Source organism: Pseudorhodoferax sp. Leaf267 (genome assembly GCF_001422405.1).
Classification (GTDB): domain Bacteria; phylum Pseudomonadota; class Gammaproteobacteria; order Burkholderiales; family Burkholderiaceae_C; genus Pseudorhodoferax.
The window spans coordinates 534,000-559,165 of the sequence record NZ_LMMV01000012.1; the positions used below are offsets into that span (position 1 = coordinate 534,000).

Annotated in this window: 17 protein-coding genes; 7 read left to right on the forward strand and 10 right to left on the reverse strand. The window is 71.2% G+C overall.

Annotation, left to right across the window (positions count from 1 at the left end):
* Positions 1–86: 86 nt before the first annotated feature.
* Together ASF43_RS14315 and ASF43_RS14320 are read left to right on the forward strand one after the other, a co-directional pair.
* Positions 87–3,602 (forward strand): ATP-binding protein, encoded by a 3,516-nt coding sequence (locus ASF43_RS14315; protein WP_082497857.1) that lies wholly within the window; start codon positions 87–89, stop codon positions 3,600–3,602.
* Positions 3,583–4,593: a response regulator transcription factor gene (locus tag ASF43_RS14320; RefSeq protein WP_056182137.1), complete on the forward strand. Its 1,011-nt coding sequence runs from the start codon at positions 3,583–3,585 to the stop codon at positions 4,591–4,593. The genes ASF43_RS14315 and ASF43_RS14320 overlap by 20 nt, the downstream gene beginning before the upstream one ends.
* A 112-nt stretch (positions 4,594–4,705) precedes the next feature.
* Here ASF43_RS14320 and ASF43_RS14325 read toward each other — a convergent pair whose 3' ends face one another.
* Positions 4,706–6,175: a glycosyltransferase family 39 protein gene (locus ASF43_RS14325; protein ID WP_200932529.1), complete on the reverse strand. Its 1,470-nt coding sequence runs from the start codon at positions 6,173–6,175 to the stop codon at positions 4,706–4,708.
* Positions 6,176–6,377: 202 nt separating this feature from the next.
* Between ASF43_RS14325 and ASF43_RS14330 the strand changes: the two genes are divergently transcribed.
* Both ASF43_RS14330 and ASF43_RS14335 read left to right on the forward strand, forming a co-directional pair.
* The gene (locus tag ASF43_RS14330) at positions 6,378–7,406 is read left to right on the forward strand and encodes a glycosyltransferase family 2 protein (protein ID WP_056182143.1); all 1,029 of its coding nucleotides are present in this window, start codon (positions 6,378–6,380) and stop codon (positions 7,404–7,406) included.
* Positions 7,403–8,404: a lysylphosphatidylglycerol synthase transmembrane domain-containing protein gene (locus tag ASF43_RS14335; RefSeq protein WP_235578251.1), complete on the forward strand. Its 1,002-nt coding sequence runs from the start codon at positions 7,403–7,405 to the stop codon at positions 8,402–8,404. The genes ASF43_RS14330 and ASF43_RS14335 overlap by 4 nt, the downstream gene beginning before the upstream one ends.
* Before the next feature lie 46 nt (positions 8,405–8,450).
* Here ASF43_RS14335 and ASF43_RS14340 read toward each other — a convergent pair whose 3' ends face one another.
* Both ASF43_RS14340 and ASF43_RS14345 read right to left on the reverse strand, forming a co-directional pair.
* On the reverse strand, positions 8,451–10,133 hold the full coding sequence (locus ASF43_RS14340) for a phosphoethanolamine transferase (RefSeq protein WP_056182148.1): 1,683 nt from the start codon (positions 10,131–10,133) through the stop codon (positions 8,451–8,453).
* Positions 10,130–10,837, reverse strand: a complete 708-nt coding sequence (locus tag ASF43_RS14345) for a phosphatase PAP2 family protein (RefSeq protein ID WP_056182152.1) — start codon at positions 10,835–10,837, stop codon at positions 10,130–10,132. Before ASF43_RS14345 ends, ASF43_RS14340 begins: the two co-directional genes overlap by 4 nt.
* Positions 10,838–10,900: 63 nt before the next feature.
* Here ASF43_RS14345 and ASF43_RS14350 point away from each other — a divergent pair, with 63 nt between their 5' ends.
* A complete protein-coding gene (locus ASF43_RS14350) occupies positions 10,901–11,584 on the forward strand; it encodes a response regulator transcription factor (protein ID WP_056182155.1) in 684 nt (227 codons plus the stop codon).
* Positions 11,581–12,921, forward strand: a complete 1,341-nt coding sequence (locus ASF43_RS14355; RefSeq protein ID WP_056182158.1) for a histidine kinase dimerization/phospho-acceptor domain-containing protein — start codon at positions 11,581–11,583, stop codon at positions 12,919–12,921. Before ASF43_RS14350 ends, ASF43_RS14355 begins: the two co-directional genes overlap by 4 nt.
* A 25-nt stretch (positions 12,922–12,946) precedes the next feature.
* Here ASF43_RS14355 and ASF43_RS14360 read toward each other — a convergent pair whose 3' ends face one another.
* The 7 genes from ASF43_RS14360 to ASF43_RS14390 form a co-directional block, all read right to left on the reverse strand.
* Entirely contained in the window at positions 12,947–14,230 is a 1,284-nt protein-coding gene (locus ASF43_RS14360) for a phosphatidylserine/phosphatidylglycerophosphate/cardiolipin synthase family protein (protein WP_056182160.1), read from the reverse strand.
* 185 nt (positions 14,231–14,415) lie between these two features.
* Positions 14,416–17,226 (reverse strand): EAL domain-containing protein, encoded by a 2,811-nt coding sequence (locus tag ASF43_RS14365; RefSeq protein WP_056182163.1) that lies wholly within the window; start codon positions 17,224–17,226, stop codon positions 14,416–14,418.
* 68 nt (positions 17,227–17,294) lie between these two features.
* A complete protein-coding gene (locus tag ASF43_RS14370; RefSeq protein ID WP_056182166.1) occupies positions 17,295–18,932 on the reverse strand; it encodes a FecR domain-containing protein in 1,638 nt (545 codons plus the stop codon).
* A 98-nt stretch (positions 18,933–19,030) separates the two neighbouring features.
* A complete protein-coding gene (locus tag ASF43_RS14375; RefSeq protein ID WP_056182171.1) occupies positions 19,031–19,507 on the reverse strand; it encodes a DUF6152 family protein in 477 nt (158 codons plus the stop codon).
* A 23-nt stretch (positions 19,508–19,530) separates the two neighbouring features.
* Positions 19,531–19,953, reverse strand: coding sequence for a hypothetical protein (locus tag ASF43_RS14380; RefSeq protein ID WP_056182173.1), 423 nt, complete (start codon positions 19,951–19,953; stop codon positions 19,531–19,533).
* 2 nt (positions 19,954–19,955) lie between these two features.
* Entirely contained in the window at positions 19,956–20,888 is a 933-nt protein-coding gene (locus tag ASF43_RS14385; RefSeq protein WP_056182175.1) for a response regulator transcription factor, read from the reverse strand.
* On the reverse strand, positions 20,870–24,256 hold the full coding sequence (locus ASF43_RS14390; protein WP_056182178.1) for an ATP-binding protein: 3,387 nt from the start codon (positions 24,254–24,256) through the stop codon (positions 20,870–20,872). Before ASF43_RS14390 ends, ASF43_RS14385 begins: the two co-directional genes overlap by 19 nt.
* Positions 24,257–24,373: 117 nt before the next feature.
* Here ASF43_RS14390 and xth point away from each other — a divergent pair, with 117 nt between their 5' ends.
* Positions 24,374–25,144 carry an exodeoxyribonuclease III gene (xth, locus tag ASF43_RS14395; RefSeq protein WP_056182179.1) on the forward strand — a complete coding sequence of 257 codons (771 nt, stop codon included), beginning with the start codon at positions 24,374–24,376 and terminating at the stop codon, positions 25,142–25,144.
* Positions 25,145–25,166 lie beyond the last annotated feature (22 nt).

The window sequence follows — 25,166 nt, forward strand, 5'->3', positions numbered from 1 at the left end:
CTTCGCGTCGCAGAAGGGGGTTGGCGGAGCGCGCAGCGCGAAGACTGGGGGTTGCCTGCTCTCTCTAGCACGCACCGTGCCGGCCCATGGCACGGAATCTGCGCTGCACGGTGGTGCATACGCCCAACCAGCCAGCCGACCCTGAAGCCGACGACAAAACCGACGCGCACCGCGCCGCGCTGGACGCCGCGCCGCAACGCATCGTCAAGGTTCGGCGCGACTACAACAGCTGGGTCGCTCGAGAGACCATGGAGGATTACGCGCTGCGCTTCACGCCGCAGCGCGCGCGCAAGTGGTCCGAATGGCGTGTGGCCAACACGGCCTTCGGGGCTGCGTCCTTCCTGATCCTGGAGGCCGTGGGCGCCACGCTGCTCGTGCAGTACGGCTTCATCAACGCCTTCTGGGCCATCGTCGCGACAGGGCTCATCATCTTCCTGGCCGGCCTGCCGATCAGCATCTACGCCGCGCGCTACGGGCTGGACATGGACCTGCTCACGCGCGGCGCGGGTTTCGGCTACATCGGCTCCACGCTGACCTCGCTGATCTACGCCAGCTTCACCTTCATCTTCTTCGCGCTGGAGGCCGCTGTCATGGCCTACGCGCTGGAACTGGCGCTGGGCATCCCGCCGACCTGGGGCTACCTGGTCTGCGCGGTCGTCGTCATCCCGCTCGTCACGCACGGCGTGGCCGCCATCAGCCGGCTGCAGGTGTGGACGCAGCCACTGTGGTTGGTGATGCTGGTCGTGCCCTTCGTCTACGTGCTGATGCGCGATCCTGGTGCGTTCGCGGGCGTCACGCACTATGTCGGGGACAAGGCCAGCCACCTGGGCTTCGATGTGAACCTGTTTGGTGCAGCGCTCACGGTCGGCATAGCCCTGATCACGCAAATGGGCGAGCAGGCCGACTACCTGCGCTTCATGCCGGTGCGCACGGCCGCCAACCGGCGCAAGTGGTGGTTCGGCGTGCTGGCCGGCGGGCCGGGCTGGGTGGTGCTGGGCGTGGTCAAGATGCTGGGCGGCGCGCTGCTGGCCTACCTGGCGATCACGCACATGGTGCCCAAGGACCGCGCCGTCGACCCGAACCAGATGTACCTGGCTGCCTACGAATACGTGTTCCCGCACTACGGCTGGGCCGTGGCGGCGACCGCCGTGTTCGTCGTGGTCTCGCAGCTCAAGATCAACGTGACCAATGCCTACGCGGGCTCGCTGGCCTGGTCCAACTTCTTCTCGCGCGTGACGCACAGCCACCCGGGCCGCGTGGTCTGGGTCGTCTTCAACACCCTGATCGCGTTCATGCTCATGGAGATGAACGTGTTCCAGGCGCTGGGCGAGGTGCTGGGCCTGTATTCCAACCTGGCGATCGCCTGGATCATGGCCGTGGTGGCCGACCTGGTCGTGAACAAGCCGCTGGGCCTGTCGCCGCAGGGCATCGAGTTCAAGCGCGCGCACCTGTACGACATCAACCCCGTGGGCGTGGGCGCGATGGCGCTGGCCTCGGTGCTGTCGATCTCGGCCTACCTCGGGGCGTTCGGGCCCACGGCGCAGGCCTTCTCGGCGCTGATCGCGCTGGGCACGGCTTTCGTGGCGTCGCCGTTGATCGCCTGGGCCATGAAGGGCCGCTACTACATCGCGCGCACATCGGACGCGACCGGGCACCGGGCCCGCCACTGCGTGATCTGCGAGCGTGAATACGAGGGCCCGGACATGGCGCACTGCCCCGCCTACCAGGGCCCGATCTGCTCGCTGTGCTGCACGCTGGACGCACGCTGCGGCGACCTGTGCAAGCCCAGGGCCTCGCTGTCCTGGCAGTGGTCCACCGCGCTGCGCTGGCTGCTGCCGCGCCGCATCTGGCCCTATCTGGACACGGGCCTGGGCCACTTCCTGCTGCTGATGCTGGTGGTGGTGCCGCTGCTGGCGGCCGTGTTCGGCCTGCTCTATAGCCAGGAGACGGCGGTGGTGGAAGACGCCGCCCTGCGCCTGGCCGAGGACGCACTGCGCTCGGGCTTCGTGAAGGCCTACATGGCCCTGCTGCTGATCGCCGGCATCGTCGCCTGGTGGTTCGTGCTGGCGCACAAGAGCCGGCAGGTGGCGCAGGAGGAGTCGAACCGCCAGACCCACCTGTTGATGCGCGAGATCGAGTCGCACCGCCAGACCGACGCCGCGCTGCAGCAGGCGCGCCAGGTGGCCGAGCGCGCGCGCCAGCAGGCCGACCAGGCCAACCAGGCCAAGAGCCGCTACATCAGCGCCATCAGCCATGAGCTGCGCACGCCGCTCAACAGCATCCTGGGCTACGCGCAACTGATGGGCGAGGACCAGGCCGTGCCGCCGCACCGCAAGCATGCCGTGCATGTGATCCGCCGCGGCGGCGAACACCTGCTGCAGCTCATCGACGGCACGCTGGACATCGCGCGCATCGAGTCCGGCAAGCTCACGCTGACCATGAAGCCGCTGGCCTTCGCCGACACGGTGAACGAGGTGGCCGCGCTGTTCGAGTTGCAGGCGCAGGACAAGGGCCTGGCCTTCCACTTCGAGGCCGAGGGCGCGCTACCCGAAGTGGTACGCGCCGACGAGAAGCGGCTGCGCCAGATCCTCATCAACCTGCTGGGCAACGCCATAAAGTTCACGGCCGCCGGCCACGTGCGCTTTCGCGTGCGCTACCAGCGCGAGATGGCCGTGATGGAGATCGCCGACACCGGCCCCGGCATCGCGCCCGACGCGCTGGCCCGCATCTTCGAGCCCTTCGAGCGCGCCGCCCATGTGGCCTCGCCCGGCCCGGCCGCGCCCGGCGCCGGCTTGGGCCTCACCATCGCCAAGATGCTGACCGACCTGATGGGCGGCGAGCTCACGGCCAGCAGCCAGCCCGGCGAGGGCTCGGTGTTCAAGGTGCGCTTGTTCCTGCCCGAGCTGCACGGCACGGCCGGCCGCCCGGTTGCCAAACCCGCGCCTGTCGCGCCGCGCCGCGGTTACGCGGGCACGCGCCGCCGCATCCTGGTCGTCGACAACGAAGAGGCCGACCGCGAACTGCTGGTGCACCTGCTGGAGCCGCTGGGCTTCGAATTACGCATGGCCGCCAGCGGCCACGACTGCCTGGACCTGCTGGTCGCCGGCTACCGGCCCGACGCCATCCTCATGGACCTGGCCATGCCCGGCATCGACGGCTGGGAGACCGTGCGCCGCCTGCGCGCGCTGCTGCCCGAGCCGCCGCGCGTGGCCATCGTCTCGGCCAACGCCTTCGACAAGGGGCTGGAGAACGACGTCGGCATCCGGCCCGAAGACTTCATGGTCAAGCCCGTGCGCCATTCCGAGCTGCTGGACTGGCTGGGCCGGCAGCTGGCGTTGACATGGCTGGAGCAGCTGCCCACGCCGGCCTCGGCCGCGGCGCCGCAAATCGCCGCGCTGGTCTACCCCGCGCCCGCACACCTCGATGCGCTGCAGGGCGCGGTCGACCTGGGCTTCGTGCGCGGCATCGCCAACCAGCTCGACCTCATCGCGCGCGAGCAGCCCGAGTGCGCGGGCTTCACCGAAAAGATGCGCGCGCTGGCGCGACAATTCCAGTTCGAGGCCATGGGCCGACTCCTGAACGATGCACCCCGATCCGCTTGACCAGACCCTGGACCGCGCCAACAGCGACGTGGTGCTGATCGTCGACGACGTGCCCGACAACCTGTCGGTGCTGCACGATGCGCTCGACGAGTCCGGCTGCACGGTGCTGGTGGCCACCGGCGGCGAGATGGCGCTGCAGCGCGCAGCGCAGGCCCTGCCCGACATCGTGCTGCTGGACGCCATGATGCCGGGCATGGACGGCTTCGAGGTCGCGCGCCGGCTCAAGGCCAGCCCGGCCACCGCCCACATCCCCATCATCTTCATGACCGGCCTGACCGAGACCGAGCACCTTGTCGCGGCGCTGGAGTCGGGCGGCGTCGACTACGTCACCAAGCCGATCAAGCCCAAGGAGGTGCTGGCCCGCATGGGCGTGCACCTGCAGGGCGCGCGCGAACGCCGCCAGGCGCAGCGCCAGGCCGGCCAGGCGCGCAACGCGCTCGACGCGTTCGGCTACGCCAGCATCACCGTGCGCGCGAGCGACGGCCGGCTGATGTGGCAGACGGCACTGGCGCGCGAACTGCTGCAGCGCTACTGCGGCGGCCCAACGCCGCCCGGCAGCGCCAGCCTGGCACCCGCGGTGGTGATGGACTGGCTGCGCCTGCATCTTGCCGATGCCGAGCGCCAGATCGAGCCGCCGCCGCTGGCCCTCGAACACGGCGCGCGCCGGCTCACGTTCCGCCTGCACCAGCAGACCGGCGACAGCGAGGGCGGCGGCGACTGGCTGATCGTGATGCGCGAGGAATCGGACGCCGCCGTGATCGAGGCCATGAGTCTGTCGTTCCGCCTGACCGCGCGCGAGGCCGAGGTGCTGTACTGGCTGGTCAAGGGCAAGACCAACCGCGACATCGGCGACATCCTGGGCGCGAGCCCGGCCACCGTGAAGAAGCACCTGGAGCGCGTGTACGTGAAGATGGGCGTGGAGACCCGCACGGCCGCCGCGTCGATCGCGATGCAGCGGGTGCGGCAGCTGCAGCCGCAGTTTCAGGGCTGAGGCGGCGCGACGACGGCCCGCCCGCGCAGGGCGTCCGCCTGCGTCCATCCATGAGCGACCGGGCTTCGTGCAGTTGCTGCCGTCCCCGGCGCGGGCCGACCAGGCGCCGCTGTCAGGGCAGCAGGCCGTAGCGGTAGCACGCCGGCGCCAGCGCCGCGTCGCCGAACGCGTAGGGCAGGGCGATTTCCCTGATCGGCGCGCGCGTTCCCAGCAGTCGCAGCGCGCCGGGATGCTGGGTGGCGTCCGACGCCGCGGCCTCCGTCATCGTCCCGCAGCGGCTGGTGCTGTCGATCGCGAGCACAGGGCGGCCCAGCGGCGATGCCGTCGTGCCCGTCACCAGTTCCACGCGGGCGGCCGGAAACGCCAGGCGCAGGATGCCGCCGAGTGTCGGATCGGACGTCAGGATGGTGCCGCCACCGTTGTAGCCCTGCACGCGCAGCGCGCGCACGAGCTCACGCGCAGGGACATTGAGTTCATCGGGGCGATTGCGCATGGCGTGGAAGGGCACACGCAGCGTCAGCAGCACCAGGGTCAACAGCGCCACGACCAGCAGCACGCGCCGCAGCCATGGCAGCCGCGGATGCTCGGCCAGGTGCAGCCGGCTGCTGAACAGCATCAGCGGCGCACAGAACAGGAAGGGCAGCATCCAGCGGTCCTTGAAGTGCGTGACGCCGCCGAACAGCACCATGCCCAGGAAGGCCAGTGCCAGTGCAACCGCATAGCGGCGCCAAAACGCCACGATGTCCAGGGCCGGCGCAGGGCCGGGCCCGCGCGGCCAGCCGGGTGCAGGACGCCACAGCGCGCGGCCGAACAGCGCCAGCATCACCAGCGCCCAAGGCGCCACGAACGCCGCCAGCGCCAACGGCAGGCTGGCCAGTCCGCGCCCGATGCCGCCTGCGGCGCCGGCCAGTTTGTGGACGGTGCCCTGCGTGGCCTGCTGCCAATGCGTCAGCAGCCACAGCGCGTGGGGCGCCACGACCAGCAGCGCGACCGCGGCGGTCGCCAGCAGCCAGGGGCTGCGCAGCATGCTGCGCGTGTCACGGCCGGTGGCCACGGTCAGCAGCAGCAGCACGACGAAGGCCGCGTAGCTGTATTTCGACAGGGCCCCCAGGCCGATCACGAGGCCCAGCAGCAGATACAGCCATGGCGACGGGCGGAACTGCAGGCGCAGCACCACGTACAGCGTGGCCGCTGCCATCGTGGTCAGCAGCACAGAATGCGTCAGATCGCGCGACGACTCCCAGCCGATCTGGGGCAGCAGCAGCATGCAGGCCGAAGCCACCGCAGCCAGGCCCGCCGGCATGAGCAGCCGGCCCGCCAGGAACACGAGGACGTAGGTCAGGCCCAGCAGGGTGTTCTTCAGCAGCGAGAGCGAGAACACCGAGGCACCCAGCAACTGGAAGGTGGCCCATTGCAGCCAGGTGTAGAGCGGCGGCTGCGCGCCATAGCCGCTTTGCAGCTGCTGGCTCCACAAAGCCTGCTCGGCCTCGTCCAGTTCCAGTGCCGGCGACACCAGTGTGCGGCAGACCACGTGGGCTGCGAAGTACAGCAGCAGCCATGACCAGCCGGACCTATCCAACACGCTGCGCGCGGGCGCTACGGCATGGGAGACGGGGTTCGTGGGGGACGGTGCGTTCACAGCTGGAAGCAAGGCGCGCGCATTATGGCTCGCAATTGTTCCTGTGTTCCGAAGCCCCTCGCATCGATTCAGGCCATGGGCGTCGTCTACGATCGGGGCCCAGAATGCCTCCCCCTCAAGCCCCACCGCGCCCTGCGGCCCGCCCATGCAGACCTTGCACCATACCGAAGCCTCCGCTCCCGCCGCGTCGTCCGCGCCCGATGTCTCCATCGTCGTGCCCATGTATGACGAGGCCGACAGCGTGGGTGATCTTGTCGATCGCGTCGAGCAGGCGATGCGGCCGACAGGGCGCAGCTTCGAGTTGATCGCCGTCGACGATGGCTCGCGCGACGGCACGCCCGACCTGCTGCACCAGCTGGCCGGCAGCCGCCCGTGGCTGCGGCCCGTGTGCCTGGCGCGCAACTACGGGCAGTCGAGCGCCTTGCAGGCCGGGTTCGACCGCGTGCGTGGCTGCTACGTCGTCACCCTGGACGCCGACCTGCAGAACGATCCACTGGACATCCCGGCCTTGCTGGACCGCCTGGACGCCGACCCCGGCGTCGACATGCTCTCGGGCTGGCGCCAGCAGCGCAAGGACAAGGCGATGTCGCGGCGCCTGCCCTCGTTGCTGGCCAACCGGCTGATCTCGCGGTCCACCGGGCTGGTGCTGCACGACTACGGCTGTGCGCTCAAGGCCTACCGGCGTGTCATCGTGGACAGGATCCGGCTCTACGGCGAACTGCACCGCTTCCTGCCGCTGCTCGCGCACGATGCCGGCGCGCGCGTGGCCGAGGTGCCGGTGCGGCACCATGCGCGCGCCAAAGGCCAGTCCAAGTACGGCATCGACCGCACCTTTCGCGTGGTGCTGGATCTCGTGTTGATCCTGTTCTTCCTGCGGTACCGGCAGCGCCCCCTGCACGCATTCGGCGGCCTGGGGCTGTGGCTTGCACTGCCCGGGTCGGTGGTGCTGCTCTACCTGCTGGCCCTGAAGCTGGGTGGCGAAGCGATCGGCGGGCGGCCCTTGCTCCTGGCGGGCGTGATGCTGCTGCTGGTCGGCATCCAGCTCATCGTCGCCGGCCTGATCGGCGAGATGATGATGCGCATCTACTACGAGCGCAGCGGTGGCGTGCAGTACCAGGTGCGTGAGCGTGTGGCCGAGCCCGTGCACCCGCAGACGATGGCGCGCCGGGCTTGAGCGCTCGCCGGCGCATTCCGGGCTGGGCGCGCGTGCTGTGTGCGCTCATGTTGATGGCCGCGGTGCTGTGGGCCGCCGATCTTCCTGCCGTGGCCGACCGTTTGCGCCAGGCCCGCACGCCGTGGATGCTGGCTTCGCTGGCTTGCGCCGTCGCGGGCAACCTGATCTCGGCGTGGCGCTGGCGCTCGATCGCGCGCTGGCTCGGCCATGAGATGCCGCTCGGGCAGGCCGCACGGGTCTATTTCCAGGCCGTCGCCCTCAATGCGCTGCTGCCAGGCGCCGTGGTCGGCGGCGACGTCTACCGCGCCGCGGCACTGCGCCGGCGCGGCCTGGGCATGCTGGAGGCTGGCCTTTCCGTGCTGCTCGATCGCCTGAGCGGCCTGTGGATCCTGGCCGTGCTGGGCCTGTTGGCCGCCGCGTGGGGCTTGGTGGCCGCACCGGGCGCCGCGCAGGCGCTGGCCGCCATGGGCCTGCCAGCGGTGCCTTTCGGCGTCGTGGCGGCGCTGGCCCTGGCACTGCTGGCCGCGCCGGCCCTGGCGATCCTCGCCGCGCGGCGCGCCGCGGCCAAGGCTGCCCCAGGCAGCGCGCGGTGGGCGCGCGTGGCAACGGTGGTCCGTCGCCCGCAGTGGGGCCGCGAATACGGCAGGCAGGTGCTCGGCTCGGCCGTCGTGCAGATCCTGTCGGTGGCTGCGCTCGCCTGCGCGGCGCTTGCGCTGGGCCTCGATCTGCCCTACTGGGCCTGGCTGGTGTCGGCCGTTCCGATCTTCGTCATGGCGACCTTGCCCATCAGTTTCGGTGGCTGGGGCACGCGCGAGGCTGCTGCTGCGCTGACGCTGTCGGCGTTCGGCGTTGCGCCGTCGGCCGGCGTGGCCGTCGGGATCCTGGTGGGATTGCTGGGACTGGTCCAGGCCTGCGCCGGCGCGGTGCTGCTCGTGCTGGACGCCGCGCCCAGGCAGGACGATGCATCGCGCGGCGAGCGGGGTGCGCCAGAGCGCTGACGCATGGGCCGGCCCGCAGCCACAGGCTGCAGGCGCGGTGCGTCCTTCAGGTCGGCGCGCAGGATGCGTAGGCATCGAGGTCCTGGCGGTAGACCTGCGTCTGCACCCCCGCCAGGCCCAGCATGGAATGGAACAGGTGGTCGTGCGTGATGTGCGCGCCGGCCTGGGCGCGCAGGCAGTCCATGGCCACGCCGCGGCGTGCCTGGAAGCCGGGCGACAGCCAGGTGATCCAGGGCACGTGCTTTTGCACGTCGGGCGCCATGGCGTAGGGCAGGCCGTGCAGATACAGGTTGTTCTCACCCAGCGACTCACCGTGGTCGGCCACGTAGACCATGGCCGGGTCGTACTGGGCGGTCTGCGTCTTGAGCCAGCCGATCGCGCCCGCCAGCACCTCGTCGGTGTAGGCGATGGAGTTGTCGTAGGCGTTCACGATGGCCTCGCGCGCGCAGTGCTGCAGGTCGTTGCCGATGCATTCGGGCGTGAAGCGCTTGCTGGCGGCCGGTGAGCGCTCGGCATAGGCTGGGCCATGGCTGCCCATCTGGTGCAGCACCAGCACCACGCCGCGCGCGCGGCGCTCGGCCGGCATCGCGGCGATGCGCGCGTCCAGGTCCTTGAGCAAGATGCCGTCCAGGCACTGGCCGCCCTTGCACAGCAACGGGTCGGCGAGGCCGGCCGTCTCCACATGCGGCACGCGGGCGCACACCCCCTTGCAGCCGGACTGGTTGTCCAGCCACAGCACGGCTAGCCCGGCGCGCTGCAGCACGTCGAGCAGGTTCTCGTGCTCGCCGCTGCGCGCCTCGAAGCCCTGCTTGCCCAGGTGCGAGAACATGCAGGGCACGGACGCGGCGGTGCTGGTGCCGCATGACCAGGCGTCGCGAAAGCTCGCCACGTCCTCGCGCGCCAGGGCCGGCGTGGTGTCGCGGGCGTAGCCGTTCAGGCCGAAGTTGCCGGCGCGGCCGGTCTCGCCCAGCACCAGCATCACGAGCGGCGGGCGGGCCAGGGGCGGGGCCAGGTGCGCGTCCAGCGCCACGGCCTGCAGCGGCCCGGGCGGGCGGCGCAGGGGCTGCACCGCCAGCGCGCCGGCGGCATAGACGGTGTTGAGCGGGTTGATCAGGTAGCGCAGCTGCTTGTGGTTGCGCCAGTTCGAGGCCAGCGGCTGGTAGCTGGCCAGCAGCGTGCCGCCCAGCACCGCCAGAGCGGCCAAGGCCAGCAGCAGGTTGCGCCCGGCGCGGCGCGGCCAGCGGCCGTACTGCACGGGCCAGCGCCAGACCGCCCAGGCCGGCAGCACGCCCAGGCCGCCCAGCGTCATCAACAGCGGCCAGGACGCGAGGTCGGCGGCCTCGTGCGGGTCGGTCTGCAGCACGTTGGTCAGCATGCTGGCGTCGATGGCGATGCCGTAGCGCCACATGAAGTGGCAGCCGATGGCCGAGACCATCAGCAGCGCGATCAGCGCCGGCTTGAAGGTCCAGCGCCACGCCAGCAGGCTGCCCAGCAGCACCAGGATGGCCGTGACCGCCAGGCCCAGCGCCCCGGCGAAGAACAGGCCGCCCGGCGCCTGCAGGATGGACACGGTGCGCAGCTCGCGCCACAGCGCCGGGTTGGTGGCCGCGGCCATCCACAGGCTGGCGATCACCAGCACGGCGCCGGGCGTGCGCAGCCAGGCGGGCACGGAGCTGCGGGCCGGCTCGGCCCGCGGCGCCGTCAGGACGGGGGGCCAGACGGCGCTCACGACTGCACCCCCATCGCGGCAGACGGCGCACCGCGCGCGTTGCGCCAGCGCACGGTGTCCACGGCCAGCGCCGCCGCGCAGGCGATCCAGCCCGACCACAGCGTGTGGCTCATGAAATGTGCGCCGCGCAGTTGCTGGCCCACGCCCAGCAGCAGCCCGGCGCCCAGTGCGGCCGCCAGCCAGATGCGCGCCAGGCGCGGCTCCTGGTCGCGGAACACCCAGTAGCCGCCCACGAAGCAGAAGCCGGCCATCGCATGGCCGGCCGGGAAGCAGTGCCCGCGCGCGCCGCCGGAGGCCAGGAAGTCCAGCCAATGCGACTGGTAGGGCGTGATGCCGCCGAACTCGGCCAGGCTCCAGGGACAGCTCGTGCCGCTTTGCGACTTGAGCAGGCCGACCAGCGCCGTGATGACCATGGGTGTCACGGCCAGCTGCAGCCGGCGCGCGTAAGAAAGGCGCTGCAGCGCGCCGACCGGCCACCACACTGCCAGGACCAGGGCCAGTGCCAAGGCCCAGGCGATGGCGCGCCCGCCCTGGTGCAGCACGGTCGTCAGCAGCCAGTGCTCGCGCAGTGCGAAGCCCGCGGCCGTGCCGGCGGCATGCGCCAGCGTGAGGTCCAGGCCGGACAGGTCCCAGGCGGCGAGCAGGGGCAGCGCGGCGAGCAGCGGCCACAGCGGCGCGCGCGAGGGGAGCGATGGGGTGTGCATGGCCGGCACTGTCCGGCCGCGTGCTTAAGGCTTTCTTAACCGACGGCGCGCCACAATGCCGGCATGCGAGTACTGGTGGTGGAAGACGACGAGGGCATTGCCGCCGGGCTGCGCGCGCACCTGGCACGCCAGGGCTGGGCGGTGGACCTGTGCGACAGCGTGGCCGCCGGCTGGGCGGCGCTGTGCGCCGAGCCCTTCGACCTGGTGCTGCTGGACCTGGGCCTGCGCGACGGCGACGGCACCGACCTGCTGCGCCGCCTGCGCCAGGGCCAAGCCCGCTGCGCGTCGGACACCGCCACGCCGGTGCTCATCATGACCGCGCGCGACCAGATCGCCTCGCGCATCGCCGGGCTGGACCTGGGCGCCGACGACTACATGACCAAGCCCTTCGACCCGGACGAGCTGGCCGCCCGCATGCGCGCGCTGCGCCGGCGCGCGGCCGGGCGCGCGCAGACGCTGGTGCGCTGCGGCGCCCTGGCCATCGATCCGGCGGCCCGCACGGTGCTGCGCGACGGCGAGCCGGTGGACCTGTCGGGCCGCGAGTTCGGCGTGCTGCTGGCCCTGGTCGAGGCGCGGCCGCGCGTGTTGTCGCGCGCGCAGATCGAGGCCAAGCTGTACACCTGGAACGAGGTGCTGGAGAGCAACGCCATCGAAGTCCATGTGCACCATCTGCGCAAGAAGCTCGGCGAGGGCGTGATCCGCACGATGCGGGGCGTCGGCTACTTCATGCCGGAAGATCCTGCGTGAATCTGTTGCGCCGATCCCTGCTGCGCCATCTGCTGGGCTGGACGCTGGGCGCCCTGGTGCTGGTGTGGGCCAGCTTCATCGCGCTGGGCTACATGACGGGCGAACGCGAGGCCGACGAGCTGACCGACGGCCACCTGGCCAGCGTCGCGTCGCTGCTGCTGGCGCAAAGCGGCTGGCAGTTCAGCGCGCGCAACCCGGCCACTGCCATGCCCAGCATGGGCGAGCTCAAGAGCCACGATTACCAGCAGTCGCTGAGCATCGTGGTCTGGGACGCGCAGGGCCGCGTGCTCACACGCACGGGCGAGGCGCCGCCGCCGCCGTTCACGCAGGCCGAGGGCTTCGAGACCTTGCAGCTCGGCGCGCCGCCCGCGCCCTGGCGCGCGTTCTCGCGCTGGGACCGCACCGAGCACAAGCGCAAGGTCATGGTGCTGCTGAGTGTGCGCGAGCGCGACGACCTGGCCGAAGACATCGCCGAGCAGGTGGCCGGCCCCGGCGTCTGGCTGCTGCCGGTGGTGGCGCTGGCGCTGGGCCTGGCCATCCGCCGCGGCCTGCGCCCGCTGTACGCCCTGTCCGAGGACGTGGATGCGCTGGACATCCACGAAGCCGCACCGCTGCGCCATAGCCACCCCGAGCAGGAGTTCAAGGCCGTCGTGGCCTCCATCAACCTGCTGACCGAGCGCTACCAGGCTGCGCTGGCCAGCGAGCGCGAGCTGGCCAGCGAGCTGGCGCACGAGATGCGCACCCCGCTGACCTCCGTCACGCTGCAGGCGCGCGGCGTGCGCGAGACCCACGATCCGCAGGAACGCGCCGCGCTGCTGGCCCGCCTGGAGCACGACGCGCAGCGCGCCGCCCAGGTGCTGGCCGAAGTGCTGGCCCTGGCGCGCGCCAGCCGCGCGCAGTGGGGCGAGGTGGCGGTCCCACTGGAACTGGGCGCCCTCGCGCGCGACGTGGTCGCCGGCTTCGCCACCGAGGCGCAGCGCACCGGCCACGAGCTGGCGCTGCAGGCCGAGCACGCCATGCCGGTGCTGGGCCACCCCCTGCTGCTGGAGCTGCTGCTGCGCAATCTCATTGAGAACGCGCTGCACCACACGCCGGCCGGCACGCTGGTGGAAGTGCAGGTCGACGCGCACGCGCGCTCCCTGCAGGTCTGCGACAACGGCCCGCGCGTGCCCGGCACGGTGGCCAGCGGGACGATCGCAGGCCTCGGGCTGGGCCATCGCGTGGTGCGCAAGATCGCCGAAGTGCACGGCGCGCAGTTCGACCACGCACCGGCGCCGCAGGGCTTCACGCGCTGCTACCGCGTGCGGTTCGGGCCGGCGGCGGCGCTGCCGCATTGAGGCGCGCCGGCGCGTCGCGCCCCCGTCACAGCTGGGCCGACAGCAACGACGCCAGGCGTTCCATCGCCTTCTCGCGCAGCGGGCGCTCCTGCCAGGCCTGCAGCGTGATGCGTTGGGCGTTGCGCAGGTCGGCTTCGAACTGCTGCGTCTGTTCCGCCGCGAAGCGCGCGTCGTAGATGTTCAGGTTGGACTCGTCGTTCAGCCGGAAGGATCGGTTGTCGAAGTTGGTCGAGCCCACCGAGACCAGCAGACCGTCGACGACGAAGATCTTGCAATGGAACATGGTCGGCTGGTATTCGCTGATCTGCGCGCCGGCCTCCAGCAGCGGCCCCCAGCTGGCGCGCGACGCCGCGCGCACGGTCTGCGCGTCGATGATCGGCCCCGGCGTGATGATGCGCAGGCGCACGCCGCGGCGCATCGCCGCCACCAGGGCCTGCACGGTCAGATCGTCCGGCACGAAGTACGCACTCGACAGATCGATGGTCTTGCTGGCCGCCGCGATCGACAGCAGGTACATGAGGTGCATGCTCTCGCTGCCACCCGAAGGCGAGCTGCTGAACACCTGGGCCCGCCCCTCGCCGACCGCGGGCAGCGCCGGGAAGTAGCGCGCACCGTGCAGCACCTGGCCCGAGGCCTTGATCCAGTTGTCCATGAACACGGCCTGCATCTGCGCGACCACCGGCCCTTCGACCTTGAAGTGCGAATCGCGCCAGTGCCCCGGGTCCTGCGCGTTGCCGGTCCATTCGGGGGCGATGCCCACGCCGCCCGTGAAGCCGATACGCCCGTCGACCACCAGCAGCTTGCGGTGGGTGCGGTTGTTCAAGCGGGCCAGGTCGTACCAGACCGGCTTGTGGAACTTGCGGATGTGCACCCCGGCCGCCTCCATCTCCTCCAGGAATTTCTCGTCGATCTTGGCGCTGCCCACCCAGTCCAGCAACACATGCACGGGCACGCCCTGGCGCGCGCGCTCGGCCAGGGCATCGGCGAAGTCGCGGCCGACGTCGCCCGACCAGTAGATGTAGGTCTCGAAGGTGATGCTGTGCTGCGCTGCGCGGATGGCGGCCAGCATGGGCGGGAAGATCTGGTCGCCGTTGTGCAGCGCCTCGAAGCGGTTGCCTTCCAGGATGGGCGGGCCCAGCAGCACGCCCAGGGCGCGCTGGTACTGGGCGTCGCTGAGGGCGTAGGCACGTTCGACCTTCTGGTCCAGCTTCTTCTCGCCGCTCGTGAAGTTCAGGACCACCAGGGTGGCGACGACGGTCAGAAGGGCGGTCAGGGCGACCAGGAGAAGGGGGCGGCGCGCTGGCTGCATGGCGGTGCTCCTGATGGTTGTTGTTCTTGTCCGCGCGGGCGGGCCTTGGCCGCGCTGCCGGCGTTCGGCACCACGCGGTCGCCCGTCATGCGATGGGATGGAATCAGAGTGGAAGGCCTGCACGCGGGCTGCGTCGTCGGCCGGCACGCTGACCGCGCGCAGGACAGGGCCGCAACATGCTGCGCTTACCGCAGCAGCCCTGTCGTTTCCCCGGCCGACCGTGCGCCGCCGTAAAGATGGCCCTGCGCGCTGTGGCAGCCACGCGCGGCCAGGAAGCGGTTTTGCGCCTCGGTTTCCACACCCTCGGCCACGACCTGCAGGCCCAGGCCGCGTGCCAGCGCGATGGTGGCGTGCACGATGGCCGCATCGTTGCGGCTGTCGGGCAGGGCGCCCACGAAGCTGCGGTCGATCTTGATCTCGTTCAGCGGGAAGTGCTTGAGGTAGGCCAGCGACGAATAGCCCGTGCCGAAATCGTCCAGCGACAGCCCCACGCCCAGCGCGCGGATCTCGCGCAGCAGGCCGATCACATGGTCGCCGTCGGTCATGGCGGTGGTCTCGGTGATCTCCAGCTTGAGCAGCTGCGGCGGGATGCCCGTCTCGCGCAGGGCCGCGCGCACGACCTGCACGATCTCGTGGTTCAGGCACTGGCGGCCGGAGATGTTGACCGCGACCGGCGGCGGCTGCAGCCCGGCGCCCAGCCAGGCGGCAATCTGGCGCGCCGTCTGCAGCACGGCCCAGCCGCCCATGTCGATGATCAGGCCCGACTCCTCGGCGATGTGGATGAACTCGGCCGGCAGCACCAGGTGGCCGGGCCCGCGCTGCCAGCGCATCAGGGCCTCCATGCCGACCAGGCGGCGCCGGTCCAGCGCGTACTGCGGCTGGTAGTGCAACAGCAGCTGGCCTTCCTGCAGCGCCTGGCGCAGGTCGACCTCCAGCGCCAGGCGGTCGTGCAGGCCCGCGTCGATGTCGCTGGCCCAGATGTGGAAGCTGGCCTTGGGCTGGGACTTGGCGCGGTACATGGCCATGTCGGCCTTGGACATCAGGTCTTCGATCTGCGTGCCGTCGCGCGGCACCAGCACCACGCCCACGCTGCCGGCGCTGGGCAGGCGGCGGTCGTTGAAGTCGGGGCCCAGCGCGATGTCCCAGGACAGCGCCTCGACGATCTTGGCCGCGGCCATGGCGGCGCCCTCGGGGCTGCCCACGTCTTCGAGGATGAGCACGAACTCGTCGCCGCCCCAGCGCGCCACGGTATCGGTGTCACGGCACGTGTCGCGCAGCCGCTGCGCGAGCACCTTGAGCACCTCCTCGCCGGTGCGGTGGCCCAGGCTGTCGTTCACATGCTTGAAGCGGTCCAGGTCCACGAACAGGATGGCCGCCATGCTGCCCTGGCGCTGCACGCGCGCCAGCGTGCGTTGCAGCCGCTCGTGCAGCAGCGCGCGGTTGGGCAGGCCTGTCAGCGTGTCGTGCGTGGCCGCGTGCTCGCGCTCGCGCGCGGCAGCCAGCGCGCTGGTCACGTCGGCGAAGACCAGGACCACGCCGTCGATGCGCCCGTCGGCGCTGCGCAGCGGGCTGGCTGTGGCGCGCAGGCTGCGCGGCCCGTCGGGGGCCCGCAGGTGCAGCAACTCCAGCACGTGCACGCTGTGGGCCTGGGCCAGGCAGGTCGTGATGGCGGCCTGCAGCGGCTCCAGGCTGTCCTCGGTCAGCGGGTAGGCGTCGGCCAGGCGCGCGCCCTCCAGCACCTGGGGCGATGCCTGCAGAAGGGCCGTGGGGTTGGCGAAGCGGATGGTCTGGTGCTGCGCGTCCAGCGTGATCACGGCGTCGTCGATGGCCTGCAGCGCGGCCTGGGCGTGCTGGCGCGAGCGCTGCAGCTGGCGGTTGATCGCGCGCAGCTTGCCGGCTTCGCGGAAGGCCAGCGCCACGGCCAGCGCCAGCATCGACAGCGCGGGCGGCAGCCAGAGCCGCTGCAAGGCGAGCAGCCCGGCGCTGGCCAGCAGCGGCAGGCACAGCACGGTGCCGCCCAGCAAGACGCGCGCGGGCAGTGGCCCACGGCCCTCGCCGCGCGGCCACAGGGCCAGGCTGCTGATGGCCAGCAGGGCGAAGGCCAGCGCCAGCGGCGCCGACACGCGCGCGATCAGCGCGTCCGTCTGCAGGGCCTCGAAGGTCTGGGCATGGAACACGATGGCGGGCAGGGGCGTGTGGGCCGCAGGCGCCAGCGGCGTGGCCAGGTAGGCGCCCAGACCGCTGGCGGTCACGCCGATGAAGACGCTGCGCCCGCGCACGGCATCGGCCAGCGCCGGGTTGTCCAGCGCGTCGGCGAACGACAGGCGCGGCAGGCCTTCCATGCGCGGCGGGAAGGCTTCGTCGCGCCGCACCCATGCCACCTGGTCGCTGGCCGCGGGAGGCGTCAGCAGCGGCGGAGCCGCCGACTGGTCGTGCGTGGGCGCGGCGAGTTCGTGCACCGCCAGGGCCAGGGCCGGCAGGCTGGGCGCGTTGAGCCCGGCGCGCAGGAACAGGCTGCGCGACTGGCCGTCCAGGTCGATCTCCACGTCCACGTGGCCCAGCCAGTAGGCGAGCGGGCCATCGCCCAGGCGCGGCTGCAGCAGCTCGCGCGCGATGCTGCCGTCCGGTTGGCGCGAGGGCGCGACGGCCAGCGCCACCCGGCCATGGCGTGCGATGGCCGCCTGCAGCGCGGCGTCGCCGGCGGGGTCGCGCCGGTCGGGTTCGGCAAACAGCACGGCGATGCCGATGCTGCTGGCACCCGCTTGCGTCAGCTGGTCCAGCATGCGCGCATGCAGCGCGCGCGGCCAGGGCCAGCTGCCCAGGCGGGCCAGGCTGGCGTCGTCGATGGCCAGCACCATGGGCGCCCGGGCCGAAGGCTTGCTGTCGGGCAACAGGAGGTCGTAGGCCAGCAGGTCCAGGCGCTGCAGCCCGGGTGGATGCCACCAGGCCAGCAGCAGCACCGTGGCGGCGCCCGCCCACCACCAGGTGGCGCGCACGAATGCCCTGGCCAGTCGACGCAGCAGCGGTGCGCGGGGCGGCGGGGCGTTGGAGGCGATCAGGAAGCTCAGAGCAACACCAAGGGGAGCAGCAACATCAGCCAGGGCCAGCGCGACCCGCGCGGCTCGGCCACGGTGAAGGTGTGCGTGCCGCCCCAGGCGCCGGTCTCCCCGGTCGTGGCGATGGCCTGCACGCGCACGTAATAGATGCCGGGTGCCAGCGCAGTCAGCCCGTACTGTGGCGCTTCGCTGAGCACGTCGAGCTCCGGCTGCTCGAAGCGCGCGTCGCGCGCGACCTGCAGCCGGTAGCGCGCGGCCTCGGTCTGCGCGCTCCAGCGCAGTCGCAGGCCGTCGTCGTCGCTGGCCGTTTGGGTGTCAGGGCCGGGCAGCGTGCGGCGAAACGCCTGGGCATCGCTGAACGGGCCCTGGCCCCGCGCGCCATCGATGCTGGCCACGCGCCACTGGTAACTGCCCGGCGCCAGGTCCTGCGCGGGTGTGGCCCGGCCGCCGTCCACCACCTGTTCGACGATGGGCTCGAACCGGCCGGCCCGGCTGAGCTGCAGCCGGTAGGCGCCGTCGGCGGCGCGCTCGGTCCAGCGGAACTGCGGGCGCGCGTCCGCCGTGACGGCACCGGGCACGGGCTCGATCAGCAGCGGCGGCTCGGGCCGCGCGTGCAATTCGAGCCGGCGTTCCTGCGGCAGGCCTTCGAGTCCCTGGGCGTCGATGGCGCGCACGCGCAGCATGTAGTGGCCGTCGGCCAGTTCGCGCACGCCCAGGCGCGGTGCGCGGGTGGTGGCGTCGGCGATCGTCACGTCGAAGGCCGGCCCGGGCGCGATCTGCACGCGGTAGCTGGTGGCGCCGTCGAGCGCCGGGAAAAACAGGTCGAAGGGCAGGCGTTCGACGCGCGTGGGCACGCAGGACAGGTCCGGCGGGGGCAGCAGCGCCACCGGCGGCTGCGGCGCCAGCCGCACGCGCACCACACTGCCCTGGGCTGCCTCGGCCGTCACCTGGCCGTCCGAGTTGAACAGCCGCACCGCACCGGTCAGCACCTCGGCGCGGGTCTGCAGGGCATCGCCAACGTCCGCGTGCACCCGAAAGCGCGTGCCACGCACCGCCGCGACCGCCGCGGGCGTGCGGATCTCGAAGCGCCCGCCCTGCGGCTTGCGCGGCTGCACGTCGTTCTCCAGCCCGCCGCGCAGCAGCTCCAGCGTGACCATGCCGGCCTGGTCCACGAGCCGGGTCAGGCTGTCGTGCAGCCGCAGTTCCGAGTCGCGCAGCACCATGACGTGCGAGCCGTCGCTGAACTGCAGCTTGGCGCTGCCGCCGGGGCCGGTGCGCAGCACGGCCGGTGCCTGCAGCCACTCGCCCGCCACGGCCGCCCGCAGGCCGGCCGCGGGTGTCTCGATGCTGACCTCGCCCACCAGCGCGGCCAGTTGCACGCTGGCCGTCTGCAGGCGCAGCCACTGCTGCGGGATGTGCAGGCGGGTGCCGGGCTGCAGGCGCCGCGCGTCGGCGATGTGGTGGCGGCGCAGCAGATCCAGGGCCTGCGTGGGCCGCTGCAGGTAGCGCTGCGCGATGTTCCAGAGATGGTCGCCGGGCTGTACGACGTAGACGAATTCGGCAGCGCGGGCCGGGGCGCTCCACAGCAGTGCCCAACACAGCAAAGCCCACGCCAGAGGGATGAGGCACGGGAAGCGGATGGGCATGCGGTTGTCTTGTCGTGATTCTTGTCCTGTATGCGATTCTAAATAGCGTGAATATTCGAGCGCACGGTTTGCGTGCGTACAAACTTAACCGACTGGCATCACGCCGGGCTGGAGCGCAGCCCGTAGGTCTGGTCGTCCACGAACAGGTATTCCACACGCATGACGGCCTCGCCTTTTTCGTCCTTGAAGGTGAATCCCACCGCCGCGATCTGGGCGCCGGCCCTGATCTCCTGCACCTTCCAGGCCTGCATGCGCGTGAGCGGCGCAAGCTCCAGCTCCCAGCGCCGGTCCTTTCGCGTGGGCACCACGGCCTTGCCCAGCAGTGCAGCGCCGTCGACGCCGGCGCTTTGGGCCGGCAGCGCGCGCTGCTTCAGGTCGGCCGGCAGGGCCAGCGCGGCAGGCGTCTCCACGACGAGCTCGGCATGCGGGTTGCGCCACTTGCTCTCGATGACCTTGCCCTCCAGGTAGATCGGCCGGTCCTGGTCGAAGCTGCTCCAGCCATGGTGGGCGAAGGCGTGGGGCGCGAGCGGGCCGAGCGCGGCGGCGGCGACCAGCTGGCGGCGTGAAAGAGTCATGGCGGTTCTCCTTGGGTAAGAGGTCAGTAGGCGATCCATCGGCCGCAGACGACGACCGTGAGCCAGATCGCAGTGGACAGCAGCATCTGCACTCGTGCAAGCCGGTCCAATTTCCTCAGCGAATCCCGGCCATGGAACCAGCCCGCGTTGCAGCCCGCCAGCGCCAGCAGGCCCATCTTCACCACGAAGAAGCGGTTGGCGATCAACTCCAGCGGCTGCGTGGCGAACATCAGCAGCCCGCTCGCTGCGGCCAGGCCGAAGCCGGCCAGCGCCAGGCCCAGCGACAGCCGAGCCAGCGCCTCGGCCGGCAGGGCGGCGGCGAAGCCGAACACGCGCATTTCCAGCGCCACCAGGTTGCCCAGCAGCAGCGCGATGCCCACGATGTGCACGGCCTCCAGCGCGGGGTAGGCCCAGGGATGGCTAGCCAGCGGAGCGAAGAAGTCCATGCTCAGCCCGCGGGTGGCAGCACGCCCTCGCGCGACATCAGCGCGGCGGCCGAGGCGCGCGTCTCCACGCCCAGCTTGGCGTAGACATGCTCCAGGTGCTTGTTCACGGTGCGCGGCGACAGGCCCAGGATCTCGCCGATGTCGCGGTTGGTCTTGCCCTTGGCCAGCCAGGACAGCACCTCGATCTCGCGCCGCGTGAGGTCGGCCTCGCGCACGCGCGTATCGGCCACCGGCCGCACCTGCAGCAGCGCCATGGCCTCGCCCAGGCCGCTCTCGCCGATCCAGTGCAGGCGCAGCTCGTCGCTGCCGCGGGCGCCCAGCAGGGCCGAGCCGCTGCCGGCGGCGCGCAGCGGCGCGGCCAGCGGCTGCAGGTGGGATGGCAGGCGCTCGGCCGGCAGGTCGACGAACTGGCGCAGCCAGTCGGCCGCGCGCGGCGAGCGCCAGGCGATGCGGTACTGCGCATCGAGCACCAGCACGCCCATGCCGCCCACGTCCATGGCCTCGCGCGCCAGCCGCGACACGCGCGCATTGCGCACATGCGTGGCCAGCCGCGCCAGCACTTCGTCGATCTTGACCGGCTTGACCACGTAGTCCACGCCGCCGGCCTCGAAGCCGGCCACGATGTGCGCCGTCTCCGACAGCGCGGTCATGAAGATGATGGGCACGTGGGCGCGCTCGGGCAGGGCCTTGATGCGCTTGCAGGTCTCAAAGCCATCCAGCCCCGGCATCAGCGCGTCGAGCAGGATCGCGTCGGGGATCACCCATTCCAGGCTCTGCAGCGCGGCCTCGCCGCTGCGCGCGACCAGCACGCCGTAGCCCGCGGCCTCCAGCGCGTCCACCAGGAAGCCCAGCGTGTCCGGCGCGTCGTCCACCACCTGGATCACCAGGCGCGGCGGCTCGGCCGCAGGCGTCGTCGTCACTCCCGTTGCAACCATCTCAACAAGCTCTCCAGATCGACCCGCGCGACCAGCGTGCGCAGGTAATTGCATTCATGGTGGGTGGCGGCGTCGGCCGCCTCGATGCGCGCGATGCCGCGCTTGAGTGAGCCCAGGTCGCCGATGCGGGCGAGCCAGATCAGCTCGGCCGTGGCCTCGTTGGACAGTGTATGTTCCAGTGGCGGCGCCGGGCCTGCCCTTGCGGGCGTGGGGGGCTCTTCGTGCACCCACTCCAGTTGCAGCTGGCGCTCCAACTGCCCCAGCAATTCGGACTCGGCCACGGGCTTGGTCACGAAGCCGTTGCAGCCGCTGCCGGCCAGCTGCTCGGGTGCATGGAACACGTTGGCCGACACCATCACCACCGGCAGCTGCGCATCGCCGTCGCGCAGCTGGCGGCAGGTGGCCCAGCCGTCCATGACGCCCATGTTCACGTCCAGCAGCACCATGTCGGGCCGGCGCTGGGCCACGGCCTGCAGGCATTCAGGGCCGCTGGCGGCCTCCTGCACCGAAAAGCCCAGCGGGATCAGGATCGCGGCCAGCAGCTGGCGCTGCTCGGGCTGGTCGTCCACCACCAGCAGGTGCCGGCGCGCGCCGGTGTGGCCGATGATGCGGCGGTGGTTGTCCACCGCGTGCTCGTCGATGGCGGTCAGCTCGCGCATGTACAGCCGCAGCTTGAAGCGGCTGCCCACGTCGACCTCGCTCTCCAGCGAAATTTCGCCGCCCATCAGCTCGGTCAGGAGCTGCGTGATCGCCAGGCCCAGCCCGGTGCCGGGCTCGTGCGCCTGCCGGCCCGAGGCGCCGCGCTCGAACGGCAAGAAGATGCGCGTGAGGTCGTGCGGCGCGATGCCGGCGCCCGTGTCCTCCACCTCGAAGCGCGCCACCTCCATGCGGTGCGACACGCGCAGCACCACGTGGCCGCGCACCGTGAACTTGATGGCGTTGCTCAGCAGGTTCAGCAGGATCTGCCGCAGCCGCTTGGCATCGGCCTGCACATAGGCGGGCAGGCGCTTGGGGCATTCCAGCCGGAACGCCAGCCCCTTGGCCTGCGCCTGCGGCTCCACCATCTTCACGATGTCGTCCAGGAAGTCGCGCAGCGAGATCGCGGCCGTCTCGATGCGCATGCGGCCAGCCTCGATGCGCGCCAGGACCAGCATGCCGTCGATGAGGCTGGACAAATGCTGCCCGCTGCGCTGGATGGTGAGCACGGGCACGCGCACGGCCTCGGTGTCGGCATTGCGCAGCAGCACCTGCGAATAGCCCAGGATGCTGTTGAGCGGCGTGCGGAACTCGTGGCTCATGCCGGTCACAAAGCGGGTCTTGGCCAGGTTGGCCGCCTCGGCCACTTCCTTGGCTTTTTGCAGCGCCGCGTCGGTGCGCTTGTGCGCGTCGATCTCGCGCAGCAGCAGCTGGTTCTGGTGGTTGGACTCGTCCTGCGCCACCTGCCGGCTCTCCACGCCCAGCACGATCCACCAGGCCGCCACGGCCAGCACCAGCAGCAGCAGCGTGTAGCTCTTCTGGAAGCCCTGCCACAGCCCGGCGCGGGCCGCGTCGTCCAGCCCCGCGGCCATGCCCTCCTGGTAGTAGACCAGCCCCATCACGGTGGTCAGCAGCAGCACCAGCGCGCTCAGCACCACGAGGTAATGCGTGAGCCGGAAGTTGATGCGCAACGCCAGCTTGCCGGGCAGCAGCTTGTGCAGCAGGTCCTGCGTCTGCTCGGCCGCGCTGGAGCGCGTCTTGCAGCGGTCGTGGCAGCGCGATTCCAGCGTGCAGCACAGCGAGCAGATGGCTGCGCCATAGGCCGGGCAGAAGGCCATGTCCTCCGCCTCGAAACGGTTCTCGCAGATCGAGCAGGCCACGGTCTCGCCGGGCTGCCACAGCGGCGGGCTCTGCCGCGCGATGTACCAGCGCCCGCGCGTGGCCCAGGCCAGCAGCGGCGAGACAGCCAGCGCGGTCAGCAGCGCCAGCAGCGGCGAGAAGGCGCGCGCCTGCGGGCCCAGCGCGCCCGCATAGCCCGCCACGCCGACGATGGCGGCCAACAGCGTCGCGCCCACGCCCACGGGGTTGATGTCGTACAGATGCGCGCGCTTGAACTCGATGCCCTTGGGCGAGAAGCCCAGCGGCTTGTTGATGACCAGGTCGGCCACCAGCGCGCCCACCCAGGCGATGGCCACGTTGGCGTACAGGCCCAGCACTTCTTCGAGCGCGCGGAACACGCCCAGCGTCAGCAGCAGGATGGCGATCACCACGTTGAACACCAGCCAGGCCACGCGGCCCGGGTGGCTGTGCGTGAGCCGCGCGAAGAAGTTCGACCAGGCCAGCGAGCCGGCGTAGGCATTGGTCACGTTGATCTTGATCTGCGAGACCACGACGAACAGCACCGTCACGGCGATGGCCCAGGCCGGGTCGCGAAACAGGTAGCCGAAGGCCGCCAGGTACATCTGCGTCGGGTCCAGCGCCTTGTCCAGCGGCAGCTGGAGCTGCAGCACCAGGTAGGCCAGCAGCACGCCGCCCAGCATCTTGAGCATGCCCGGCACCACCCAGCCCGGCCCCGCGGCCAGCACCGCGCCCCACCAGCGCCAGCGGTTGGCGGCCGTCTTCTCCGGCAGGAAGCGCAGGAAGTCCACCTGCTCGCCCACCTGCATCACGAGCGCGAAGGCCATGGTGGCGGCCGAGCCGAACATCAGCCACGAGAAGCTGCTCTCGCCCGAGGTGAAGCCCGACAGCCCGGGCAGCTGCGCGAACACGCCCGGGTTCTGCACGAGGATGGCGATGTAGGGCGCGATCAGCAGCACCAGCCACAGCGGCTGCGTCCACGACTGCAGCCGGCTGATAAAGGTGATGCCGTAGGTGACCAGCGGGATGATGATCAGCGAGGACAGCAGGTAGCACACCACCAGCGGCCAGCGCGTGAAATACAGCTGCAGCGCCGAGGCCATGATGGCCGCCTCCAGCGCGAAGAAGATGAAAGTGAAGCTGGCGTAGATCAGCGAGGTGATGGTCGAGCCCAGGTAGCCGAAGCCCGCGCCGCGCGTGAGCAGGTCCATGTCCACCGCGTAGCGCGCGGCGTAGTAGCTGATGGGCAGGGCTGTGAGGAAGGTCACCACGCCGACCAGCACGATGGCCCAGACCGCGTTGGCAAAGCCGTAGTTCAGCGCCATGGCCGCGCCGATGGCCTCCAGCGCCAGGAACGAGACCGCGCCCAGCGCCGTGTTGGCCACGCGGAACTCCGACCAGTGCCGCCGCGCGCGCGGCGTGTAGCGCAGCGAGAAGTCCTCCATGGTCTCGTTGGCCACCCAGGTGTTGTACTCGCGGCGGATGCGGAAGATCTTCTGGGCGGGGGCTGGGGCGGCGGCCTCGGGGTGGTGCATGAGGGCCAGGGCTCATGCAATAAGCGTACCCCTGCAACGCACGGCGTCGGACAGCCAGCGCGGCGCATGGGCCTGCGGTCCGACGCGCCGGGCCGCCCGCGCGGGCCATGATGGCGCATGCGCATCGCCAGCTTCAACATCAACGACATCCGGCGCCGCCTGCCGCTGCTGCTGGCCTGGCTGGACGTGACGCGGCCCGACGTCGTGGCCCTGCAGGAGCTCAAGGCGACCGAGGCGCAGTTCCCGCATGAGGAGATTCGGCAGGCCGGCTACGAAGGCCTGGTGGTGGGCGAGAAGACCTGGAACGGCGTGGCGCTGCTGGCGCGCGGCGCGGCGCCGCTGGAGATCCGGCGTGCGCTGCCGGGCGATGCGCAGGACCGCCAGGCGCGCTATCTGGAGGCTGCTGTGCAGGGCCTGGTCGTCGCCGCGCTGTATGTGCCCAACGGCAACCCGCAGCCCGGTCCCAAGTTCGACTACAAGCTGGCCTGGTGCGAGCGCCTGCGCGTGCACGCGCGCGAGCTCAAGAAGACCGGCCACCCCGTGGTGCTGGCCGGCGACTTCAACGTGGTGCCCAAGGACGTGGACATCTACGACCCTGCGCACTGGCAGGACAACGCGTTGCTGCAACCGCAGGTGCGCGCCGCCTACGCGCGGCTGCTGCGCCAGGGCTGGACCGATGCGCTGCGCGCCACGCACCCACGCGAGCGCATCTACACCTTCTGGTCCTACATGCGCAACCGCTGGCCGCGCGATGCCGGGCTGCGCATCGACCACCTGCTGCTGAGCCCCAGCCTGAAGCCGCGCCTCACGGGGGCGGGCGTGGACCGGGAACTGCGTGGCTTCGAGAACGCCAGCGACCATGCGCCGGTGTGGGTGGAGTTGGGGTAGGGCCTGCTGCTGCGCCCGGACG